Raw genomic sequence first — 23,005 nt, 5'->3', positions numbered from 1 at the left:
CCTATCGTGCTGGCATGAGCGACCTCATCGACGTGCGCCGCGAGGCGGAGTCACTGCTGCGGCAGCTGCTCGACGACTCGTGGAGCTTCGCGTACGACAACGCCAAACGCCGTGCCGGCGCGTGCGACTATCTGCGCAAGCGCATCACGCTCTCGCGCTATCTCGCCGCCCGGTACGACGCCGAGACCAACCGCCAGACGATCCTGCACGAGATCGCGCACGCGATCGCGGGCTCGGCCGCGGGGCACGGCGCGGAGTGGAAGCGCGTCGCGCGGTCGCTCGGCTACACGGGCGGCGTCACCCACCGCGGCGAGACGGCCACGGAGCTCGCGCCCTGGGTCGGCGTGTGTCCCGCCGGACACGTCGCGTACCGTCACCGCAAGGCGACACGGGCGACCTCGTGCGCGCGGTGCGCGCCGACGTTCGATGAGCGCCACCTGATCACCTGGCGACGGCGCGAGATCACCGCCGCGACCCGGCGCGAGGCCCTCACTCCGCGTTGATCGCCTCGTAGGCGCGCCACACGCCGTCGCGGAGGACGGGGACCGTCTCATCGGCGTCATGGACCGCGGCGGCGAGCACCTCGTCGCGACGACCGGCGTCGAGGAGCTCCTGTCCCGAGCCGCTCGCCGTGAGGAGGTGGCGGACCGCGGATCGCAGACCCCGGAACGCCTCGGATGCCGCTGCGGCCTCCGGCGAGGAGTGGTCGAGGCCGATCGCCTCGAGCGCCGCGAAGACCGCCCCGGCACCGAGCTGATCCTCGACGGAGAAGCGCAGGACCGCGGCATCCCCCGGCCCGTTCAGCTCGCCGGCGGCGATGATGCTCACGCTCGTGCGGGCCGCGCGGCGGTTCTGCTCGGCGAGCACCGCCTGCGCGACGGCGGTGGCATTGCGCAGGCTCCCGAGGAACACGACGGCGCCCGTCGCCGCGGCAGCCGAGGCGACGGCCGCGCCGTTGCGCGACACGGCGTGGGCGGCCTCGTCGTGGGCCACCGTCTCGCCGCCCGCAACCCGCGCCGACACCGTCGACGAGAACCTCAACACGTCGACGACGACGACGACGTCCGCGGGCGCGAGACGGGTCAGGCCGTCCCGCCCCCAGTCGAAGCGCAGCTGGTAGCGGGACTGATCGAACGGGCTCGCGGTCATCCCTCCAGCGTACGAGCGTCGACGATCGGCTTCAGCGAGATGACGAGACCGAGGACGTTCCGGGCCGTCCGCTGGAGTTCGCTGCGGGTGATCCCGCCTTCACGGGCGAGGGAGTCGAGGATCGTCGTGTCGGCCTGCGCTTGAGGCGCGGCATCCCGTTTCACACCGCCCGGCATGAGGACGTCGACCTGCGCACGGACGCGGTAGGCGTTGTCCTCGAGGGCGGGGAAGTCCGGGTCGACGGCATTCTCGATCCACCAGTCGGTGATGACGACCCCCTCGTAGCCCCACTCGTCCCGGAGGACGACGGTGGCGAGGTCGTGGTGGTAGTGCGCCCACACGCCGTTGATCTGGTTGTAGGACGTCATGATCGTGCGGGGAGCGGCCTCGCGGACGCAGATCTCGAACCCGCGCAGATAGATCTCGCGGAGCGCCCGCTCGGAGACGCGCGAGTCGTTGCGGGTGCGGTTGGTCTCCTGGTTGTTCGCGGCGAAGTGCTTGGGGCATGCCGACAGTCCCGTGCTCTGCACCCCGCGCACGACCGCCGCGGCGATCCGTCCGGTGACGACCGGGTCCTCGCTGAAGTACTCGAAGTTGCGGCCGCACAGCGGGTCGCGGTGGATGTTCATGCCCGGGCTCAGCAGGACGTCGGAGCCCTTCCGGATCATCTCCTGCCCGTGCAGTGCGGCAAGCTCCTCGATGAGGGCCGTGTTCCACGTCGACGCGAGCGCCGTTCCCGAGGGGAGCAGCGACGCGTACGCCGACAGACGGATGCCGCTCGGCCCGTCGGTCGTCGTGACGGGCGACACGCCCTTCGCGCGCAGCGACGCCGAGACCCCGCCGAGCACGCCCGCATTGCCGGGAGCACCCAGCGGGCTGTCCATCGTGACGTCCCCGCGGGCGAGGAGCGACAGCTCCTCGTCGGTGAGCTGGGCGACGAAGTCGTCGAGGGATGCCGCGCCGCGTGCGACGTCGGCGAGGTCGATGCCCCGGTCCCCGGTCGGCGCGAGCTCGGCCGGCAGCGATCCGAGCACCCGCTCGGCGCGCGCGACGGTGCGCGTGGGGACGGGCTCGCGCGAGGCGACGGCGGAACCGTCGTCGCCGCGACGCTGGACGAGCCGATCGAACGCGTGGGCGGGCGCGGCGACCTCGGTGGCGTGCCGCACGACCTGAGTCTCGGGCACCTCGAACGCGGCGACCTCCGCCGCACGGCGCACGTCGGTCCCGACGAAGACGGGATACGCACCGGCCTCCAGGACCCACGCGCTCCGGTGCCCTGTCGCCCCGCCGTCGTCGTACGACGCGAGGTCGTCGAGGTGCACGTCGAGGCGCACCGTCTCGCTCTCGCCGGGGGCGAGCAGACGCGTCTTGGCGAAGGCCGCGAGGTGACGTGCCGGCTTGCCGAGGGCACCGTCGGGCGCCCCGGTGTAGACCTGCACGACCTCCTTGCCGGCTCGGGCGCCGGTGTTGGTGACGACGACCTCGAGGCGGAGGGCCGCGGCATCCGTCGTCGCCTCGGTCGTCAGCTCGAACGTCGTGTAGGACAGCCCGTGCCCGAAGGGGAACAGCACCCGGTCGGGGGCGAAGGTCTCGAAGTACCGGTAGCCGACGAAGACGTCCTCGGCGTAGACGTTGACGTCGAGATGGCCGAAGTTGGGTGCGCTCGGATAGTCCTCGTAGCTCCGTGCGATCGTGTCGGTGAGCTTGCCGCTCGGCGCCTGCTCGCCCGCGAGCACACCGGCGACGGCTCGAGCGCCCTCCATGCCGCCCTGCCACGCGAACAGGACGGCGCCTATCCGGTCGCCGTAGTCGGCGACCCACGACAGGTCCATGACGTTGCCCGCGTCGACGACGACGACGGTCCGCGAGAAGTGCGCCGTGACGGTGTCGAGGAGCGTCCTCTCGTCGGCGGTGAGGTAGTAGCTGCCGGGCTCGAGGATGCTGTCGCGCGCTTCGCCGGCGGCGCGACCGATCGCGACGACGGCCGTGTCCGCCCGGGATGCCGCGGCTGCGACATCCGCCGCGTCGATCGCCATCTCGGGGAAGTGGTGCGGCCACTCGCCCCACGTGGCGGCGAAGGCGGGGCGATTCGCGGCGGACCACGTCGAGTACCGCGTCGCGAGCTCGTCGTCGACGCGGACACCGGCGTCGCGGAGACCGGCCAGCAGGTTCCAGATGTAGGGCACCTTCACGTCGCCACCCGAGCCGTAGCCGACGGCGAACCAGTCGATCTGAACACGGCCGAAGACGGCGACCGGGCGCTTCCCCAGCGGAAGCGTGCCATCGTTCGTCAGGAGGACGACGCCTTCGGCGGCGGCGACCCGGGCCTTCTCGGCGAGGGCCGGATCGAGTGTCGGATCGGTGTCGAGCAGCATCGAGGAGATCTGCGCGACCGACTCGACGGGGGCCAGGGTGTGCGAGCGGTCGCCGGATTCGATGGCGGGTTCGAGAGGCATAGCGGTCTTTCCGAGGGGTCGACGATGACGCCGAGAGAGTGGGAGCGCTCCCAACGTATCGAGTGCCGCGGAGGAATGCGAGAGTGGTCCGATGCGGATCCTCTTGAAGCTCGAACTCGACTGCACCGCGGATGCCGCCTGGCGAGCCCTTCACTCGCCTCGTGCGGTCACCGAGCTCTACGGCCCGCTGCTCGCGATGGCGCCGATGGCCGGCGAGCTCCCGACCTCGTTCGAGCCGGGGACCGACGTGCCGGTCGAGATCCGCGCCCTCGGGATCATCCCCGCCGGCCAGCAGCTCATCCACGCGAGCGACCGGTACACCGAGGACACGAACGGTCCGGTGCGGATCTTCCGCGACAGCGGCATCCCGCTGACCGGTGCACTCGCCGCCCTCGACGTCTGGGACCACCAGATGGCGGTGAGCCCGCTGCCGGGTGATCCCGCGCGGACGCTCTGGCGCGATCGCCTCACGATCGGCGGAGCCGCGGCCCTGCCGCTGTGGCCCGTCCTGTGGGCGGCGTGGCAGTACCGCGGCATGCGCCTGCGCTCACTCGCACCGACGTGGTCGTACGAGCCGCCCGCCGCCGAGGACCACTGACGACGGATACCGCCCCTTCGCCCTCCATCGAGGGCGTGAAGGGGCGGCAGGGCGTTACTCCGACAGGGCCTCGACGGGCGCCGATCGCGTGGCGATCCGCGTCGGTGCGACCGCCGCACCGAGGGTGAGCACCGCGGTCGCGACGATCACGATCACCACCGGGAGCAGCGGGATCGCGGGGGCGACGAACGTCGGCGACATCCACAGCGGCGGCATCGCAACGGAGCCGAGGAGGGACTGCGCCGCGACCCAGCCGTAAAGGACGCCGAGGGTCAGTCCGAACAGCAACGCGGTGACGGTGACGTGCGCTGCCTCGATGAGGACCATCCGACGGATCTGTGCGGCAGTGAGGCCGAGAGCGCGCAGGAGACCCAACTCCCGCTTCCGCTGGACGATGCCGATCGTGAGGAGGTTCACGAGGCCGACGGCGGCGATCACGGCGCTCACGGCGACGAGACACATCATGACCGTCGAGAAGCTGTCCATCATCTGATTGAATGCGGGGTCGGGCTCGCCGCCGCTCGATGCGGTCACAAGGGACTTGGCCGACTCGGCGGCCACCGCGAACATCACGACGAGCGCGACCCCCATGACCACGCCGATCGCCATGCGGCTCGAGCGCTCCGGGTAGCGGACCGCGTTCTCTGCGGCCAGGCGTGCGGTCACGGACTTTCCGAACAGCCGCCCGGTGGCTTTCAGGAGCGGCGGCATGATCGAGACCGCACTGATCGAGACGGCGGTGAAGGAGAAGAGACCGCCAAAGAACGCGACGAGCACGCCGGCGGGGCTCACGAGGCCGAGGAGGAGTCCACCGCCCAGCAGCACGGCACCGATCACACCGAGGACCACGGCGCCCGCCCGCCGGCCGCGCTTACCGGCGATCTCCTCGCGGGATCGCTCTACCGAGCCGCCGAGGGCCTCGAGCGGCGTGACCGCGAGAACCCGACGCGACCCCGACCATGCCGCGATCCAGGTCGTGAGCGCCACCGCGACCGCCGGCAGGAGGAGGGCGGCCTGGACCGGAGACCAGTCCGTGGCCACCCCGAGTGCGCGATCGAGCAGCGGCACCGCCGCGACCATGGCGAGCGTCGTCGCCACCAGCCCGAGGACCGCGCCGATCGCGCCGACGACGAGCCCCTGCGTCGCGACTTCGCTGCGCTGCGACCGCGCGGTCGCGCCGATCAGACGCATGAGAGCGATCATGCGGGTGCGCCCCGCGATGATCGTCGAGAACGTATTCGCGGTGACGATCGCGGCGACGTAGACCGCGACGGCGAGCAGGATGCCGCTCAGCAGCATCAGGACGATCGTCAAGGTGTCGGACGAGCCGTACATCGGGTTCGCGGCGAGCACCACGGAGAGGTACCCCGTCGCCGACAAAAGCGCGACACCGAAGGCCGTCGAGATGGCCGAGACGAGGATCGTCGCGCCCATGCCGCGCTCGCGCAGCCACGCGAACCGCGACGTCCGTGCGGGTTCGGGGACGATCGTGTGCACGGCGGACGGGGCGAGGGCGGTCACGCGGACACCTCGGTGCTGAGCATGTGAGCGGAGATCTGCTCGGCGGTCTGACGGGGCTTGTCGGCGACGATGCGCCCGTCGCCGAGGAACAGCACGCGGTCGGCGTACGACGCGGCCACGGGGTCGTGGGTGACCATGGCGATCGACTGACCGTGTTCGCGACTGGCGGCGGCGAGGAGGGACAGCACCTCGCGGCCCGACCGTGAGTCGAGGTTTCCCGTGGGCTCGTCGGCGAAGACGAGGTCGGGCGCCGTCGCGAGGGCGCGGGCGATCGCGACGCGCTGCTGCTGGCCGCCCGACAGTTGGTGCGGACGGTGGCGCAGGCGCGGCCCGAGGCCGAGGGTCGCGACGAGGCCGTCGATGCGCGTCCTCTCCTGGGACGTGGGACGCCGGCCGTCGAGGTCGAAGGGCAGCAGGATGTTGCCGATCGCGTCGAGGGTCGGGACGAGGTTGAACGACTGGAAGACGAAGCCGACCCGCCGGCGGCGGAGGATGGTCAGCTCGACGTCCGAGAGGCCGGTGATCTCGGTGTCGCCGATCCAGACCGAGCCGGAGGCCGGCGCATCGAGGCCGGCCATGATGTGCATGAGCGTCGACTTGCCCGAGCCCGACGGGCCCATGATGGCGGTGAACTCGCCACGACGGATGCCGACGGTGACGTCGTCGAGCGCGCGGACGGCGTTCTCGCCGCCGCCGTAGGTCTTCGTGAGGTTCTGGACGCGGGCGGCGAGGCCCATCTCGGTGGTCGTGATTTGCATGTCTCCGACGCTACGGAGTACCCCCGGGGCGCCGCGTCGGCCGCTCGTCGCGACCGTCTACATCGGAAGGATGACGGTGCGCGCGCCGATCAGGCGAGGCCGTGCTCGAAGGCGAAGACCACCAGCTGCACGCGGTCGCGGAGCGACAGCTTCGCGAGGATGCGCGAGACGTGGGTCTTCACGGTCGCCTCCGAGAGGAACTCCCGCGCGGCGATCTCGGCGTTCGAGAGCCCCCGGGCGGCGAGCGCGAAGATCTCGCGCTCGCGGTCGGTGAGCTCGCCGAACGTCGCCGGGACGGCGCGGACGGGTTCGTTCAGCTGGGCGAAGAGCTCCCGGGTCGCGGCCGCCGCGATGACCGACGATCCCGCGTGCACCGTGCGGATGGCGGCGAGCAGGAACTCGGGATCGGCGTCCTTCAGGAGGAACCCGCTCGCTCCGCGCTGGATGGCGCGGGCCGCGGCCTCGTCGAGGTCGAAGGTCGTCAGCATGACCACCTTCGGCGGATCGGCGTCGGCCAGCAGGGCCTCGGTCGCGGCGAGCCCGTCCATCACCGGCATCCGGATGTCCATGAGGACGACGTCGGGGCGCGTCTGGCGGACGACCTCGATCGCCTGCGCACCGTCGGAGGCCTCCCCCACGACCTCGAGGTCGGGTTGCGAGGCGACGACCATGCGGATGCCGGCGCGGAACAGGGACTGATCGTCGACGAGGACGACGCGGATAACGCTCACCGAGCGCTCCTCTCGAGGGGGTCGGGGTTCTCGGACGCGGCTCCGGTCGGCAGGGACGCCTCGACGGTGAAGACGCCGTCTGCGGCCGCGGCATCCAATCGACCGCCGATCAGCTGCGCGCGCTCGCGCATGCCGATCAGGCCGTGTCCGCCGGTGCGGCGTTCCGCTCCGTCGGGGACGGGAGCGACGTCGTTGCGGACGCGCAGGTCGACGCGGTCGGGGTGCCACGCCAGCGAGACGTCCACACCGGTGGGGGCGCCGTGGCGGAGGGCGTTCGTGAGCGCCTCCTGCAGGATGCGGTAGACCGACAGCTGCACGGATGCCGCGACCTCGCCGCGCGGCGCGGGGTCGACGTCCACGCTCAGCTCGACGCCTGCCGCTCGCACCTGGGCGTAGAGCTGCTCGAGGTCGGCGAGCGTCGGCTGCGGGCCCTCCGCCTGGGAGTGGCGGAGCTGTGTGAGGAGCAGGCGCACGTCCGAGAGGGCTGAGCGCGCCGTCGAGGAGATCGTGCCGAGCGCCGCGGCCTGGGCCTCGGGATCGGATGCCGCGGCGTACCGCGCGCCGTCCGACTGCGCGATGATGACCGCGAGCGAGTGGGCGACGATGTCGTGCATGTCGCGGGCGATGCGCGTGCGCTCCTGCTCGGCGACCGTCTGCTCCTCGGCGCGTGACTGCGCGGCACGGTTGGCGCGGGCGCGCATCGCAGTGCGGACGAGCGCACCGGCCGTCCACGAGAGCCCCAGTGCGAACAGTGCCGCGAGCAGGACGAAGATCAGCGTCGGGACGTCGGAGAGCGCACCGCTCCCGACGAACGCCCACCGGAAGAGGTAGATCGTGATGGTGCCGGAGCCGACGATGACCGAGGTGAAACCGAGCCAGAACACGAGCCGGGACCCGTAGGCCGCGGTGGCGAAGAGGACGGCGAAAATCGCGATGTCGGCGAACCCGGGACCGCGACCGAAGCCCATCTGCACGATGGCCCCGAGCCAGGCGACACCCAGGGCGAGGCCGGGCGAGTAGCGGCGGAGTCCGAGCGCGCCGGCCATGAGCAGCACGACCGGGATCGCCGACACCGGGCCGATGTCGTAGGACGAACTGGTCGATGTGTTCAGCTCATAGGGCAGGGACACCAGCGCGAACAGCACCGCGACGGCCGCGTCGACGGCGACCTGGTAGGGGCGGAGCGGGCGGAACACCCTTGAACGCTACGCGGTCGGGGTGGGACGGGGCATCCGTCTCGCGATGTATCCGGCCCTACCGGGCGGGCAGGTAGACCCGGAGACCGTCGCCGACGGCGCGCACCCGCAGACGGAAGCCGTCCTCCCCGACCTCTTCGAGCTCGCCGTCGTGCACCCAGATGTCAGGGGCGCTGCCGGCGCGGACCTCGATCTCGAAGTCCTCGTCGAGGATCCGTTCGATGTCGGATGCCGGGGGCATCACCCGGAGCGCACGGAGGACCGCGACGGTCTTCTCGCCGAACGCGAGCGAGGCGATGGCGCGGGCGCGCGTGCCGCGGGCGTGGTGCACGCGGACGTCGATGACCGGCTCGTCGAGCGTGGCGCGCTGCATCGTGGCGATGCGGTCGGGGTCGTTGGGGCCGACGCCGGCGAAAACCGACCAGACCGAGGCGCGTCTGCCGCCCCTCACGACGTCCACCGCGTGGGCGCCGTGCATCTCGCGCCAGGCGGCGACGGCACCGCCCCACCATTTGCCGAGGCTGGTGCGGCGTTCGCGCTCGGCCAGGAACTCGGGGTACGCCCCGAGTGAGACGGCGTTCAGCACCGTGACCGGTTCCCCGTCGTCCACCGAGGCCTCGGCGACGGCGACGGGTCGGACGTTCGCCGCGGCATACGCGTCGAGCCCGGCGTCGACGTCGGGGATGCCGACCGACCGCGCGAAGTGGTTGAAGGTGCCGTTCGGGAGGACGAGGAGGGTCAGGTCGTGGCGGCGCGCGAGGTGCGCCGCTCGAGAGACCGAACCGTCACCGCCGAGGATCGCCAGCACGCTCGGCGGGTTCTCGCCGACCATCGCGTCGGCCACGACGTCGTCGAGGGTCTCGCTCTCGCCGAGTTCGCGCACGGTCGCACCCGGCATCCGCCTGCGGACGTCGGGGACGCGGTCGGGACGGCCGAGCGAGGCGCCGGAGCGGCTGTTCGCGACGACGAGGACCTCGCCGCCGATGGGGGTGTCGGTCATGCCTCCCACGCTATGCAGGGCGGGGCGGGACCGCCTCCCCTTGACACATACCTCGGGCTGACACGCCCCTCGGGTGCGGCGCTCAGGCGGGCGAGATCGGGCGGTGCTCGAAGAAGGTCTGCAGGACGACGGTCGTGCGGGTGTTCACCGAGGCTGCGGCACGGATGTCGCGGATCAACCGCTCGAGGTCGCGCGGCGTCGCGACGCGCACGAACAGCATGTAGGCCGCGTCGCCCGCGATCGAGTGGCACGCCTCGATCTCGTCGAGGTGCGCGATGAGCTCGGGAGCGTTGTCGGGCTGAGCGGGATCGAGCGGCGTGATCTCGACGAAGGCGGCGAGCGGCTTGCCCGCGACCTCAGGGTCGATGACCGCGCGGTAGCCGGAGATCAGGCCGCGTGCCTCGAGCCGGCGGACGCGGGCCTGCGTCGCCGACACCGACAGCCCCGCGACGGCGGAGAGTTCCGCGAGCGTCGCGCGGGCGTTGCCCGACAGTGCGGCGATGATCGCGGAATCGGCGGGGTCTGTCTCGTCTGCGGGCACGCCTCGACGGTACCGCAGCGGTACCGCAGCCGCCTTGCACACGCGATCCTTACGGCCTTAGGCTGGAAACACAGGAATTCTTCCCGCCATGGCGCGAGGAAGCCGTGAGGAACCGATAGGAGGTCCACCATGAGCACCGTCACCACCGCGTCGACGATCATCGGAATGCCCGAGGTCGTCGAGGACGCCCGCCGGGCCGAGACCTCCGCCGCCTGGGCGATGCTGCGGGATGCCGCGACCGCCCTCCACGATCTGCAGATCACCGACGGGTCTGTGCCCGACGCCACCGACCACGATGCCGCCCGCGAGCACGTCGAGGCGATCACGGCCGGCATCCGCGCCCTCTCCCCCGCCTTCCCGCACGATGCCGCCTATCTCGAGGCGAGCGTCGCGGACTTCGACCGCTGGGTCTCGGAGGGCTTCGGCGTCCCGGACTTCCTCGATTCGCTCATGGCGTTCCAGCCGCAGGAGAACCGCATCGACGGCCTCCGACACCTCGTCGTGTTCCCGATGTACACGCAGAACGGCACCCGCGACCGCAAGGTCGAGGCCGTCCTCGTCGAGACGATCTGGCCGGAGTTCATCGCCGAACTCGAGCAGACCTACACGAACCGTCTGTTCGTCTCCTTCCGCCTGCTGGACTTCACGCCCGGGTACGACACGAACTCGGCTGTCCTCTTCCCCGAGACGGTCGCCATGCGCGAAGTCCCGACCTTCACGTGGGGCGCGATCTTCCAGGACCGCGAGGCCGCACGCTACCGGCGCGTCGTGCGCGCGGCATCCGAGATCACCCGTCTCGACCTGCCCGAGGCCGCCGCTCGCCTGCTCGACGACCAGCGTCTGGCCGAGAAGACGTTCGTCATGTGGGACCTCATCCACGACCGCACCCACATGCGCGGTGACCTGCCGTTCGACCCGTTCATGATCAAGCAGCGGATGCCGTTCTTCCTGTACTCGCTCGAAGAGCTCCGCTGCGACCTGACCGCCTTCCGCGAGTGCGTGGCGATCGAGAAGGACCTGTCGGCGAAGGCACAGCTGACGGATGCCGAGGGCGAGATGCTCGAGCACGCCGGCCTCGTGCAGTACGCCGTGCTGTTCGACCGCATCTTCCGCTTCGCGATCACCGGCACCCGGGTCCGCAACTACGACGGCCTGGGCGGGCAGCTGCTGTTCGCCTGGCTGCACCAGCGCGGCGTCCTGCACTGGACCGACACATCGCTCGCGTTCGAGTGGGACCGCGTCGCCGACGCCGTCATCGCCCTGAGCGACGCGATCGACCGGCTCTACTGGGAGTCGATCGACCGCCCCAAGGTCGCGCACTGGCTCGCCGCTTACGACCTGGTCCGTCAGACCGTCACGCCCCACCCCGCGTCGCAGTGGGCCCGCGGACTGTCCGACGAGATCCTCGCCGGCCCGCCGAAGGGGTACACCGACGCGGTCCTCGACGACGAGTTCCCGCTGTCGATGTTCTTCGAGGCGCTCGAGAAGAAGATGCGCCCCGTCATCGCCGGCGTCGCCGGCATCCGCGCCACCGACGCCTGACGTCGGAACGCCACTTCGGCGCCTGGGCTCTCTGGGGGGCTCGGGCGCCGAAGCCGTTTCCGGCGCCGTCAGTCGCCCGCGACGCCTCCCGCCGCTTCGCGCGACGACGACGGGATGCCGGGTGCCGGGGGCGCCGCATCCGCTTCGGCCGTCTCGGGCGCCTCGCGGTACTCGGCCGACAGCGTCCGGTACGACCGGGTGAGGAACGCGGCGAGCGAGGCGGCGACCATGATGAGTCCGCCGACGAGGAAGATGAGCGCGATGCCCCGCATCTCGCCCTCGCCGAGAAGCCAGGACCACGCCCGCTCACCCTCGTCGGTGCGGAAATACGGGATGATCCAGAACTCCGCGATCGGGGCGATCGCGAACGAGGTGATCGGACCGGTCGAGACCTCCAGCGCGGTCGCCGCGCCGAAGACGCGGCCCTGGCGCTCGAAGGGGACGACCTTCTGGATGACCGTCTGTTCGGCGGACTCGATCACGGGCACGAGAGTCATGTAGGCCCAGATGCCGACCGCGTAGAGCCACCACCATTCGCGCAGCGTGAAGACCGCACCGAGCAGACCCATCACCGCCACGGCGAGCAGGAGCGTCCGGATGGGGTTCTTGCCGAGCCCCTTCGCGGCGACGATGCCACCGCCGATGAGGAAGCCGGTCGCCGTGACCGCGAGGACGACACCCCAGATCTTCACGTCGAAGAGCTCGAGCCCGTAGGGATCCATCAGCGCCATGTAGAGGCCGCCGATGAGGTTGTTGAAGGTCGAGAAGAGGATCAGGGCGAAGAGTCCCGGGACGGCGCGGATCGCGGCCGCCGCGCCGCGGATATCGAGGATCTTCGACCCGGGATCGGGAGTCGGTGCGTCCTCGGGGATGCGCACGAACAGCAGGTGGATGAGTGGCACCGCGGTGAAGGCGATCGCGACGGCGAGTGTCCACCCCATGCCGACCAGTCCGATCGCGAGCCCCGAGAGGGCGCTCGTCACGATGAAGGCGATGCCCTGCACCGTCCCCACGAGGCCGTTGGCATTCGCGTGGCGCTCGGTCGGGACGAGCAGGGTCACCGTCGTCGACAGGGCGATGTTGCGCAGATTCTCGACGACGGCGCCGGCCAGGATGATGCCCGAGAACAGCCAGAACCACGGTCCGCGGAGGTCGAGGATCGCCGACTCGGGCTGCGACACGTAGATCGCGCCGGCCGCGAGGAACGCGACGAGGGTGAACACCCCCGAGAAGACCATGACGGCGTGCTTGCGGAAGCGGTCGACGAGCGTGCCGAAGACCATGCCGAAGATCGCCAGCAGCAGCATGTAGGCGCCGCCGATGATGCCCGTGGCGAGCACCGACTCGGTCTCGAGGTACACCCAGAAGGTGAGCGCGAACCACAGGAAGCTCGTCGTGACGTTCGCGACGGCCGTGTTCACCAGGACGTGCAGGAACGTGCGCATCCCGCCCGGAGGGACGGTGCGCGGCGACGGCGTCGCTTCACTCATGCGGTGAGGGTATCGCCGGGGTCGGACACGGGGAAGAGCACCTCCGCGCGACCTAGGCTTAAGAGGTGACGACGCTCCACGACCCGATGATCCGCTCCTTCGCCAGCGACAACTACTCGGGGGTCCACCCCGAGGTTCTCGCGGCCATCGCCGCCGCCAACGACGGCCATCAGATCGCCTACGGCGAGGACGTGTACACCGCGCGTCTGCAGGAGGTCTTCGCGCACCACTTCGGCGAGGGGTCGCAGGCGTTCCCCGTCTTCAACGGCACCGGCGCGAACGTGACGGGACTGCAGTCGATGCTCCCCCGCTGGGGCGCTGTGGTCGCGGCATCCACCGCCCACATCAACGTCGACGAGGGCGGCGCTCCCGAGAAGGTCGCCGGCATCAAGATCCTGAACGTCCCGACCGACGACGGCAAGCTGACCCCCGAGCTCGTCGACATGGAGGCCTGGGGCTGGGGCGATGAGCACCGTGCGCAGCCGCTCGTCGTCTCGATCACGCAGTCCACCGAGCTCGGCACCCTCTACACGCCCGACGAGATCCGCGCCCTCGCCGACCACGCCCACTCGCGCGGCATGCGTCTGCACCTCGACGGCGCACGACTGTCGAACGCCGCTGCGGCGCTCGACCTGCCGATCCGCGCCTTCACGAAGGATGCCGGTGTCGACCTCGTCAGCGCCGGCGGCACGAAGAACGGCGCGCTCGCGGCCGAAGCTATCGTCGTGCTCGACCCGGCGGCCTCCCAGGGCCTCCCCTACCTGCGCAAGCTCAACATGCAGCTCTCGTCGAAGATGCGCTTCGTCTCGGCCCAGCTGATCGCGCTGTACGAAGGCGACCTGTACCTGCGGAACGCCCGCCACGCCAATGCCATGGCGGCGCGACTGCGCGCGGCCGTCGAGGCGGGGCTGGCCGACGGATCGATCGACGGCGTGCGCTTCAGCCAGCCGACGCAGGCGAACGGCGTCTTCGCGATCCTTCCCGACGGCGTCGCCGAGAAGCTCCGTGAGTCGTTCCGCTTCTACGACTGGGATGCCTCGAAGAACGAGGTCCGCTGGATGTGCTCGTTCGACACGACGGAGTCCGACGTCGACGCCTTCGTCGCAGCGCTGTCGCGCCTGACCCGCGGCTGAGGTCGCGGGAAGCGCGGGTCAGCGGAGCGCGCCGACCGAGGCGAGGGCCTGCCGCACGAGCGTCGAGCGGCCGCCCTCCATCTCGGCCGCGAGCGCGTCGGACGAGGCCTCCTCGGGCGACATCCAGGTGACCTCGAGCGCGTCCTGACGCGGCTCGCACGTTCCGGTCACGGGCACGACGAACGCGAGCGAGACGGCGTGCTGCCGGTCGTCGTGGAAGGCGCTGACACCGGGGATCGGGAAGTACTCGGCCACGGTGAACGGCGCCGGCTGCGGCGGCAGCATCGGGAACGCCATCGGCCCCAGGTCGTTCTCGAGGTGGCGGAACAGCGCATCGCGCACGGTCTCGCCGTAGCGGACGCGGCCCGACACGATGGTGCGGGAGATCTCGCCCATCGGCGTCGCCCGCAGCAGGATGCCGACCTCGGTCACCGCGCCCATCCCGTCCAGACGCACCGGGACGGCCTCGACGTAGAGCATCGGCAGCCGGCGGCGTGCCTCGGCGAGCTCGACGTCGCTCAGCCACGCGGGGTTGCCCGCGGAACCCGGACGGCCCATCGACGACCCGAGCCCGCGGAGCGGATCGCTCCCGCTTCCCTCGTCGTCACGCTCGTTCGGGTCGGGGTCGGGAGTGCGGACGGCCATGCCTCCATGTATACCCGAGCGGATGCCGCGGCGCCCCGTGTCGGACGTGTCACCCGTGTCGGGGGCCTGGGGCAGGATGGACGCATGGTGGCCGCCTCCCCGCTCGATCCCGACGCCGTCCTGTGGTCCGCGCCTGCCGAGGAGCGCGGCGATCGGCCGCTGCTGGTGCTTCTGCACGGCTACGGGTCGAACGAGGCGGACCTCTTCGGCCTCACGCCGCACCTGCCCGCGGAGTTCGTGGTCGCCGCCGTGCGCGCGCCGCTCGCCCCCCGCTTCCCGATGCCCGGGTACTCATGGTTCACGATCGACGGCGTCGAGAGCCGCGACCACGACGAGGTCGTCGGCTCGACCCGTGCCGTCTGGGACTGGGTCGACGGTGTGCGGGGGGATGCGGCATCCGTCGGTCTTCTCGGCTTCTCGCAGGGCGGCGTCATCGCGCTGCAGATGATGCGGATGCGACCGCAGGGTGCGGCATTCGCCGTGAACCTCGCCGGCTACGCGTTCCCCGAACCCGCCGACGGAGATGCCGAGCTGGCCGAGGTGCGCCCGCCGGTGTTCTGGGGACGCGGCGCGCGCGACGAGGTCATCCCGCCGCGTTTCGTCGACCACACCGCGCAGTGGCTGCCGGGGCACGTCGACCTCAGCGGACGCGTCTACCCCGACCTCGCGCACAGCGTGTCAGCAGAGGAGCTCGGCGACGTGCGGGTGTTCCTCGAAAAGCAGCTGGCCGCACCGAAGAGCTGAGTCGGCCTCTGGCATCCGCTCACCGACGTGGCTACGATGATCGATGTCCTGTCCCGAGTGTGAGGAAGAGCCGTTGAAGGTTGTCGACGCGATCGCGCTGTGATCCCGCGCTGACCCGTCGACCCTCCCCGAGGACGATTCGACGGTCCGCCCGGTGATCGATTCACCGACCGGCGCGGACCGTCATCCTTCGACCGCAGCACATCGTGCTGCCCGGCCGCACCGAGCGCTGCGGACCGGCCCGTCGACGCAGACGTCCGCGCACCCCTCACAGGGAGGCGCCTCATGCCCACCACACTCACCTCCGCGGTCACCCTCGACCGCGTCACCTTCGCCTGGCCCGACGGCACCGCCCTGCTCAGCGAGGTCACCGGAGCCTTCGGCGGCGGCCGCACCGGCCTCGTCGGCCGGAACGGATCCGGCAAGTCCACGCTGCTGAAACTGATCGCCGGGACCCTCGCACCGGCATCCGGCTCGATCACCACAGCGGGGCGGGTCGACCTGCTGCCGCAACAGCTGACGCTCGACACCGGACGCCGCGTCGCGGACCTGCTCGGGATCGGCGAGGTCCTGGGCGCCGTGCGGGCGATCGAGCGCGGCGATGTCGACGAGCGCCACTTCGACACGGTCGGCGACGACTGGGACGTCGAGGCGCGGGCGACCGCTGCCCTCGCCGAGGTCGGGCTGCCGGAAGGCGCCCTCGACCGAGCGGTCGGCGAGCTCTCAGGCGGCGAGGCGGTCCTGGCGGCCCTCGTCGGCGTCCGGCTCCGCGGGGCCGAGATCGCCCTGCTCGACGAGCCGACGAACAACCTCGACCGCGACGCGCGAGCCCGCGTGCACGAGCTCGTTCGGACCTGGCGCGGCACGCTCATCGTGGTGAGCCACGACACGGCGCTGCTCGAGGAGCTCGACGACACCGCCGAGCTCTACGGCTCGGAGCTGTCGGTGTTCGGCGGACCGTACTCGGCCTGGAAGGCGTGGCTCGACACCGAGCAGTCCGCCGCAGCCCAGGCCGAGACGACGGCCCGGCAGGTACTGAAGCGGGAGAAGCGAGACAGGCAGCAGATCGAGTCGACGATTGCCACGCGCGATGCGCACGGCAAGAAGCTCGCCGCGCGGAAGGCGGCACCGAAGATCGTGCTAGGCACCATGAAACGCTCGGCGCAGGTGACGGCGGGCAAGCTCCGCGTCGAGGCGAACGAGAAGGTGGATGCCGCGCGTGCCGCGGTCGACACCGCCGGGCGCCGTGTGCGCGACGACGACACGGTCCGGATCGACCTGCCCGATCCGGATGTCGGCACGGGTCGCCGCATCGCGACGATCGGCGACGGCGAGCGCTCCTGGATCATCCAGGGACCGGAGCGGGTGGCGCTCATCGGACCGAACGGCGCGGGCAAGACGACGCTGCTCGAACGGCTCGTCGCGTCGGCCGGGGCGGCGCCTCACGTGCCGCGTGCAGGTTCAGCCGACGGCGGTGGGCCGAAACCGGGGTCGGATGCCGCATCCGCCCTGCACTCGGCACCGTCGGGCGCCCGCGCAGAGGCGCACACCGACCGGATCGGCTACCTGTCGCAGCGGGTGGACGGGCTCGAGGAGGATGCCGCGGTGCTGGCGAACATCCGCGCCGCGGCACCCGGGGTCGGTGACGTCGAGCTGAGGAACCGCCTCGCTCGGTTCCTCATCCGCGGCGATACGGTGCACCGGCCCGTCTCGGCGCTCTCGGGCGGCGAGCGGTTCCGGGTGGCTCTGGCTCGTCTGCTGCTCGCCGACCCGCCGCCGCACCTCCTGGTGCTCGACGAGCCGACGAACAACCTCGACCTCGACACGGTCGACCAGCTCGTCGAGGCTCTGTCGGCCTACCGGGGAGCGGTCCTCGTCGTCAGCCACGACGGCGCGTTCCTCAGCAGGGTCGGCGCCGACCTCACCCTGGAACTCCGGGAGGGTCGGATGACGGAGGTCTGACGACCGGGCCGGGGCGCAAGCCCCGGCCCGGTGTCGGTGGTCCGCGCGATGATGGAACCATGGCGGACGTCCTCGAGCGGTTCAGCCCTGCGACGCAGGACTGGTTCCGCAGCGCGTTCCACGCACCCACGGCTGCGCAGGCCGGCGCCTGGCAGGCGATCTCCGCCGGCAAGCACGCGCTCGTGGTCGCCCCGACCGGCTCGGGCAAGACGCTGTCGGCGTTCCTCTGGGCGCTCGACCGCATCTTCCGCGACCGTGTGGCCGAGAAGCCCGCGGCCGACGACGAGAAGCCCGGCCGCGGGAGGAAGAAGCGGGCGGATGCCGCGCCTCCCCGCACGCGCGTCCTCTACGTCTCGCCGCTCAAGGCGCTCGGCGTCGACGTCGAGCGCAACCTCCGCTCCCCGCTGGTGGGCATCGGGCAGTCGGCCCGTCGTCTCGGAATGCCCGCGCCCGATGTGACCGTGGGTGTCCGCTCCGGCGACACGCCTTCCGGGGACCGTCGGCGCCTGCTCGCCGACCCGCCGGACATCCTCATCACGACGCCCGAGTCGCTGTATCTGATGCTGACCTCGCAGGCAGCCGAGACGCTCCGCGGCATCCACACCGTCATCGTCGACGAGGTCCACGCCGTCGCGGCGACCAAGCGCGGCGCCCACCTGGCCGTAAGCCTCGAACGCCTCGACGCCCTGCTCGAGACCCCGGCGCAGCGCATCGGCCTCTCGGCGACGGTCCGCCCGATTGATGAGGTGGCCCGGTTCCTCGGCGGAGCGGCTCCGGTCGACATCGTGGCGCCCAAGGCGACGAAGGCGTTCGACCTGTCCGTCGTCGTGCCGATCGACGACCTCACGAACCCGCCGCCCCCTCCCGGTGCCCCCGAGGAGGAGGAGCCGGTCGCCGTCGATCCGGACGACGACGGGGATGGGGACGGGGGCAACTGGTACACGCCGCCGCAGTCGTCGGAGATGACCGGGTCGGTCTGGCCGCACGTCGAAGAGGCGATCGTCGACCGCATCCTCGCCCACCGGTCCACCATCGTCTTCTCGAACTCGCGTCGCCTCGCGGAGCGTCTGACGGGACGGCTCAACGAGATCTACGCCGAGAGGGTCGGCATCGACGTGCCGGATCCGACCGTGCCAGCCGCCATGATGGCGCAGGCGGGCGCGTCAGCCGGGGTCGAGGCGATCCTCGCGAAGGCGCACCACGGCTCGGTGTCGAAGGAGCAGCGCGCGCAGGTCGAGGACGAGCTGAAGTCCGGGGCGCTCCGCTGCGTCGTCGCGACGAGCAGCCTTGAGCTCGGCATCGACATGGGCGCCGTCGACCTCGTGATCCAGGTCGAGGCGCCGCCCTCGGCGGCATCCGGTCTGCAGCGCGTCGGTCGCGCCGGTCACCAGGTCGGCGAGGTCAGCCGCGCCGCACTCTTCCCCAAGCACCGCGGCGACGTGCTGCACACCGCCGTCGTGACCGAGCGGATGCTCGCGGGGCAGATCGAGGCGATCTCGGTACCGCAGAATCCGCTCGACATCCTCGCCCAGCACACGATCGCCGCCTCCGCCGTGGCCGTGCTCGATGTCGAGGGCTGGTTCGAGACCGTCAAACGCTCGGCCCCGTTCCGCTCCCTCCCCCGCTCGGCCTACGAAGCGACACTCGACCTGCTCGCCGGCCGCTACCCGTCCGATGCCTTCGCCGAACTGCGTCCCCGCGTCGTCTGGGATCGGGATGCCGGGACCATCACCGGCCGGCCGGGTGCGCAGCGCATCGCGGTCACCAGCGGCGGCACGATCCCCGACCGGGGACTGTTCGGCGTCTTCATCTCGGGTGAGGCGCGCAACGCCCGTGTCGGCGAGCTCGACGAGGAGATGGTCTACGAGTCCCGCGTGGGTGACGTGTTCACCCTCGGCACGACGAGTTGGCGCATCGTCGAGATCACCCACGACCGGGTGAACGTCCTCCCCGCCTACGGGCAACCCGGCAAGCTTCCGTTCTGGCACGGCGACGGTCTCGGTAGACCCGCGGAACTCGGCGAGGCCCTCGGCAAGTTCTCGCGCGAACTCTCGACGGCGAAGCCCGAGAAGGCGGTCGCGCGGCTGCGGGAATCCGGCCTCGACGACAACGCGATCGGCAACCTGCTCGCCTACATCGGCGAGCAGCGCGAGGCGACGGGCAGCCTTCCGACCGACAAGACCCTGACCGTCGAACGCTCCCGCGACGAGGTGGGCGACTGGCGCGTCATCCTGCATTCCCCGTACGGCATGCATGTGCACGCACCGTGGGCGCTGGCCGTCAACGCGCGGATCCGCGAGCGTCTCGGCGTCGAGGGTGCCGCGGTCGCGAGCGACGACGGGATCATCGCCCGCGTGCCCGACACGGATGCCGAGCCGCCCGGAGCCGAGCTGTTCGTCTTCGACGCGGACGAACTCGAACAACTCGTCACCTCGGAGGTCGGCGGGTCCGCACTGTTCGCCTCGCGGTTCCGCGAATGCGCGGCTCGGGCACTCCTGCTCCCCCGCCTCAACCCGAACAAGCGATCGCCCCTGTGGCAACAGCGCCAGCGTTCCGCGCAACTGCTCGAGGTCGCCAAGGAGCACCCGACCTTCCCGATCATCCTCGAGACCCTCCGCGAGGTCCTGCAGGACGTCTACGACCTCCCGGCCCTGCTGCGGATCGCACGGAGCATCGCGGACCGCCGCATCCGTCTCGTCGAGACAACGACGAGCTCTCCGTCGCCGTACGCGCGCGACCTGCTCTTCGGATATGTCGGCGCGTTCATGTACGAGGGCGACTCGCCCCTCGCCGAGCGCCGAGCGGCAGCGCTGTCGGTCGATCCTGCCCTGCTGAGCGAGCTGCTCGGCAAGATCGAGATGCGCGAGCTGCTCGACCCCGGCGTCATCGAACAGTACGAACGCGAACTCCAGCGACTCGACCCGACGAGGCGCGTGCGCGGCGTCGAGGGTGTCGCCGACCTCCTGCGGCTGCTCGGTCCGCTCTCGGTCGCCGAGGTGGCAGAACGCCTCGAGGGCGCGGCGACGGACCCGGACGCGCCCGCTCTGGCAGCGACCGAAGCCGATTCCGCGGCTCTGCTCGACGAACTCGTCGACACCCGCCGCGCCATCCGCGTCACGTTCGGCGGCGCCCCCCGCGTCGCCGGCATCGAGGATGCGGGCCGCCTGCGCGACGCCCTCGGCGCGGCGCTGCCCGTCGGCATCCCGACGGCCTTCCTCGAACCCGTCGCCGATCCGCTCGCCGACCTCGTCGCGCGGTACGCCCGCACGCACGGACCGTTCCGGACCTCCGACGTCGCGACGCGCCTCGGCGTGGGCGGCGCCGTCGCCCGTCAGACACTGCAGCGGCTCGAAGCGCAGGGCCGGCTCGCGAGCGGTTTCTTCCTGCCCGCGGACTCCGCACACCCGGACGACCTCGAGTGGTGCGACAGCGAGGTGCTGCGCCGCATCCGGATGCGTTCGCTCGCCGCGATCCGCGGCAGCGTCGAACCCGTCGAGCCCGAGGCGCTGGGGCGTTTCCTGCCCGTCTGGCAGCACCTGACGCGTCCGCTCGAAGGGGTCGACGGGGTGCTCGCCGTGGTCGAGCAGCTCGCCGGCGTCCCGCTCCCCGCAAGCGCGTGGGAATCGCTCATCCTGCCGTCGCGCGTGCGGAACTACTCCCCCGCCCTGCTCGACGAACTGACAGCGACCGGCGAGGTGCTCTGGTCGGGTCACGGTTCTCTGCCCGGGCGCGACGGCTGGATCGCACTGCACCCCGCGGATGCCGCGACGCTCACGCTGCAGATCCCCGAAGACGAGGTGACGCCGTTCGAGCAGTCGCTCCTCGACGCGCTCGGCGCCGGCGGCGCTTACTTCGCCGGTCAGCTGGTCGGCATGGTCGAGGCGCCGAACGAGCAGTCCGTCATCGACGCGCTCTGGAACCTGACCTGGTCGGGGCGCGTCACGAACGACACGTTCGCGCCCGTCCGAGGGCTCCTCGCCGGCGGATCGCAAGCGCACCGGGTGACGCGGCGGACACCCCGCACCCGCATGTTCCGCGGGACGCCGATCGCCGCCGCGGCGCGGCCCGCACCGCAGCGCCCGGCCATGGTCGGCGGCCGCTGGTCGCTGCTGCCCGTCCCCGATGACGATGCGACCCTGCGGGCGACCGCGACGGCGGGCATGCTCCTCGAGCGCTACGGCGTCGTCACCCGCGGCTCGGTCCAGGCCGAGGGGGTCCCGGGCGGCTTCGCGCAGGTGTACCGGATCCTGGCGGGATTCGAGGATGCCGGGCACTGCCGGCGCGGCTACTTCGTCGAGAAGCTGGGGGCCGCCCAGTTCGCGACCTCGGCGACCGTCGACCGGCTCCGCGAGTTCGCGTCGGTGCCCGAGCCCGCACCGCTCACCGCGCGGACGCTCGCCGCCACCGATCCCGCCAACCCCTACGGCGCGGCGCTGAACTGGCCGTCGATCGAGGGAGTGAACCACCGCCCCGGCCGCAAAGCCGGCGGACTGGTCGTGCTGGTCGACGGCACCCTCGTGCTCTACCTCGAGCGCGGCGGGCGCACCGCGCTCGCCTTCACCGACGACGAGGACGTCCTGGTCGCCGCCGCGCGCAGCCTCGTCGAGACCTCGCGCGCCCGTGGCCTCGACACCCTCACGATCGAGCAGGTGAGCGGTGCGTTCGTCTACACGACCGCCGCCGGCCGCGCCCTCCGCGACGCCGGTTTCGTCGAGTCGCCCAAGGGCCTCACCCTGCGGCGCGGCTCACGGGAGCCTCAGCGTGCCTGAGGGCGACACCGTCTTCCGAGCCGCGCGGAAGCTGCACGAGGCGCTCGCGGGCCACGAGGTCACGCGATTCGAGGTGCGTGTGCCGCGGAGCGCCACGGTCGACCTGCGCGGTGAGACGGTGCGCGAGGTCGTGCCGCGCGGCAAGCACCTGCTCATGCGCATCGGGGCGCAGACCCTGCACTCCCACCTCAAGATGGAGGGCCGCTGGCACGTCTACAGGCCGGGCCAGAAGTGGCGCGCCCCCGCCTTCCAGGCCCGCGCGATCGTCGGCACGAGACCCGCGGACGCCGTCGGCTTCGAGCTCGCGATGGTCGAGGTCCTGCCGACCGCCGAGGAGGACCGCGTGGTCGGGCATCTCGGGCCCGATCCGCTCTCCGCCGACTGGGACGCGGCGCAGGCGGTGGCGAACGTCGCAGCCGACGAGCGTGCGATCCACGTGGCGCTCCTCGATCAGCGGAACGTCGCCGGGTTCGGCAACGAGTACGCGAACGAGCTGCTGTTCGTGCGCGGCATCCGTCCCACCGCACTCGCGAAGGAGGTCGACGTCGCGGGTCTCATCGACACGGGTGTGCGGATGATCCGCGCGAACCGGGATCGACAGGGGCGCACGTTCACGGGCGACAACCGCCCGGGGAAGCAGACGTGGGTCTACGGACGCGGCGGCAAGCCGTGCCGACGCTGCGGCACGCTCATCGAGGGATCGGAGCTCGGGGCGCGTGCGACGAGCGAGCGGATCGTGTTCTGGTGCCCCGTCTGCCAGCCGTGACCGG

18 protein-coding genes are annotated in these 23,005 nt (G+C 71.4%); 8 read left to right on the top strand and 10 right to left on the bottom strand.

Annotated features, from left to right (window positions below; all coding sequences use genetic code 11):
- Positions 1 to 14: 14 nt before the first annotated feature.
- The gene (locus tag H286_RS0109060) at positions 15 to 503 is read left to right on the top strand and encodes a SprT-like domain-containing protein (RefSeq protein WP_018185607.1); all 489 of its coding nucleotides are present in this window, start codon (positions 15 to 17) and stop codon (positions 501 to 503) included.
- Here H286_RS0109060 and H286_RS0109055 read toward each other — a convergent pair.
- The gene (locus tag H286_RS0109055) at positions 490 to 1,149 is read right to left on the bottom strand and encodes a 2-phosphosulfolactate phosphatase (RefSeq protein WP_020097901.1); all 660 of its coding nucleotides are present in this window, start codon (positions 1,147 to 1,149) and stop codon (positions 490 to 492) included. The genes H286_RS0109060 and H286_RS0109055 overlap by 14 nt on opposite strands.
- Positions 1,146 to 3,605 carry a glycoside hydrolase family 3 protein gene (locus H286_RS0109050; protein WP_020097900.1) on the bottom strand — a complete coding sequence of 820 codons (2,460 nt, stop codon included), beginning with the start codon at positions 3,603 to 3,605 and terminating at the stop codon, positions 1,146 to 1,148. The genes H286_RS0109055 and H286_RS0109050 overlap by 4 nt, the downstream gene beginning before the upstream one ends.
- A gap of 91 nt (positions 3,606 to 3,696) precedes the next feature.
- Between H286_RS0109050 and H286_RS0109045 the strand changes: the two genes are divergently transcribed.
- Entirely contained in the window at positions 3,697 to 4,203 is a 507-nt protein-coding gene (locus H286_RS0109045) for a hypothetical protein (RefSeq protein ID WP_020097899.1), read from the top strand.
- 54 nt (positions 4,204 to 4,257) lie between these two features.
- On the opposite strand, the gene H286_RS0109040 is transcribed toward H286_RS0109045, so the two are convergent.
- The 6 genes from H286_RS0109040 to H286_RS0109015 form a co-directional block, all read right to left on the bottom strand.
- Positions 4,258 to 5,724, bottom strand: coding sequence for an ABC transporter permease (locus H286_RS0109040; protein ID WP_020097898.1), 1,467 nt, complete (start codon positions 5,722 to 5,724; stop codon positions 4,258 to 4,260).
- Positions 5,721 to 6,482 (bottom strand): ABC transporter ATP-binding protein, encoded by a 762-nt coding sequence (locus H286_RS0109035; protein ID WP_020097897.1) that lies wholly within the window; start codon positions 6,480 to 6,482, stop codon positions 5,721 to 5,723. Before H286_RS0109035 ends, H286_RS0109040 begins: the two co-directional genes overlap by 4 nt.
- Positions 6,483 to 6,571: 89 nt before the next feature.
- A complete protein-coding gene (locus H286_RS0109030; RefSeq protein WP_018185613.1) occupies positions 6,572 to 7,213 on the bottom strand; it encodes a response regulator in 642 nt (213 codons plus the stop codon).
- Complete coding sequence (locus tag H286_RS0109025; RefSeq protein WP_020097896.1) at positions 7,210 to 8,409, bottom strand: sensor histidine kinase; 1,200 nt, start codon at positions 8,407 to 8,409, stop codon at positions 7,210 to 7,212. The genes H286_RS0109030 and H286_RS0109025 overlap by 4 nt, the downstream gene beginning before the upstream one ends.
- A 58-nt stretch (positions 8,410 to 8,467) precedes the next feature.
- Entirely contained in the window at positions 8,468 to 9,409 is a 942-nt protein-coding gene (locus tag H286_RS0109020) for a diacylglycerol/lipid kinase family protein (protein WP_020097895.1), read from the bottom strand.
- An 82-nt stretch (positions 9,410 to 9,491) separates the two neighbouring features.
- A complete protein-coding gene (locus H286_RS0109015; RefSeq protein ID WP_020097894.1) occupies positions 9,492 to 9,950 on the bottom strand; it encodes an Lrp/AsnC family transcriptional regulator in 459 nt (152 codons plus the stop codon).
- 129 nt (positions 9,951 to 10,079) lie between these two features.
- On the opposite strand from H286_RS0109015, the gene H286_RS0109010 reads away from it, so the two are divergent.
- Positions 10,080 to 11,492 carry a DUF6421 family protein gene (locus H286_RS0109010; RefSeq protein WP_020097893.1) on the top strand — a complete coding sequence of 471 codons (1,413 nt, stop codon included), beginning with the start codon at positions 10,080 to 10,082 and terminating at the stop codon, positions 11,490 to 11,492.
- Positions 11,493 to 11,560: 68 nt separating this feature from the next.
- Here H286_RS0109010 and H286_RS0109005 read toward each other — a convergent pair whose 3' ends face one another.
- A complete protein-coding gene (locus H286_RS0109005; protein ID WP_020097892.1) occupies positions 11,561 to 12,982 on the bottom strand; it encodes an MFS transporter in 1,422 nt (473 codons plus the stop codon).
- Between the two features lie 65 nt (positions 12,983 to 13,047).
- Here H286_RS0109005 and H286_RS0109000 point away from each other — a divergent pair, with 65 nt between their 5' ends.
- Positions 13,048 to 14,115 carry a threonine aldolase family protein gene (locus tag H286_RS0109000; protein WP_020097891.1) on the top strand — a complete coding sequence of 356 codons (1,068 nt, stop codon included), beginning with the start codon at positions 13,048 to 13,050 and terminating at the stop codon, positions 14,113 to 14,115.
- A gap of 18 nt (positions 14,116 to 14,133) precedes the next feature.
- On the opposite strand, the gene H286_RS0108995 is transcribed toward H286_RS0109000, so the two are convergent.
- Positions 14,134 to 14,760 carry an NUDIX hydrolase family protein gene (locus H286_RS0108995; protein ID WP_020097890.1) on the bottom strand — a complete coding sequence of 209 codons (627 nt, stop codon included), beginning with the start codon at positions 14,758 to 14,760 and terminating at the stop codon, positions 14,134 to 14,136.
- A gap of 84 nt (positions 14,761 to 14,844) precedes the next feature.
- Here H286_RS0108995 and H286_RS0108990 point away from each other — a divergent pair, with 84 nt between their 5' ends.
- The 4 genes from H286_RS0108990 to H286_RS0108975 all read left to right on the top strand — a co-directional run bounded on the left by H286_RS0108990 (position 14,845) and on the right by H286_RS0108975 (position 23,001).
- Complete coding sequence (locus tag H286_RS0108990) at positions 14,845 to 15,504, top strand: alpha/beta hydrolase (RefSeq protein ID WP_020097889.1); 660 nt, start codon at positions 14,845 to 14,847, stop codon at positions 15,502 to 15,504.
- A 285-nt stretch (positions 15,505 to 15,789) separates the two neighbouring features.
- Positions 15,790 to 17,466, top strand: coding sequence for an ABC-F family ATP-binding cassette domain-containing protein (locus H286_RS0108985; protein ID WP_020097888.1), 1,677 nt, complete (start codon positions 15,790 to 15,792; stop codon positions 17,464 to 17,466).
- A 59-nt stretch (positions 17,467 to 17,525) separates the two neighbouring features.
- Positions 17,526 to 22,235 (top strand): ATP-dependent helicase, encoded by a 4,710-nt coding sequence (locus H286_RS0108980; protein ID WP_020097887.1) that lies wholly within the window; start codon positions 17,526 to 17,528, stop codon positions 22,233 to 22,235.
- Positions 22,228 to 23,001 (top strand): DNA-formamidopyrimidine glycosylase family protein, encoded by a 774-nt coding sequence (locus tag H286_RS0108975; protein WP_020097886.1) that lies wholly within the window; start codon positions 22,228 to 22,230, stop codon positions 22,999 to 23,001. Before H286_RS0108980 ends, H286_RS0108975 begins: the two co-directional genes overlap by 8 nt.
- Positions 23,002 to 23,005: the final 4 nt, after the last annotated feature.

The organism is Microbacterium sp. 11MF (genome assembly GCF_000383475.1).
In the GTDB taxonomy this organism is placed as follows: Bacteria; Actinomycetota; Actinomycetes; order Actinomycetales; family Microbacteriaceae; genus Microbacterium; species Microbacterium aquilitoris.
The sequence above is the reverse complement of the archived record's forward strand: the minus strand, read 5'-3'. Positions and strand labels throughout refer to the sequence as shown.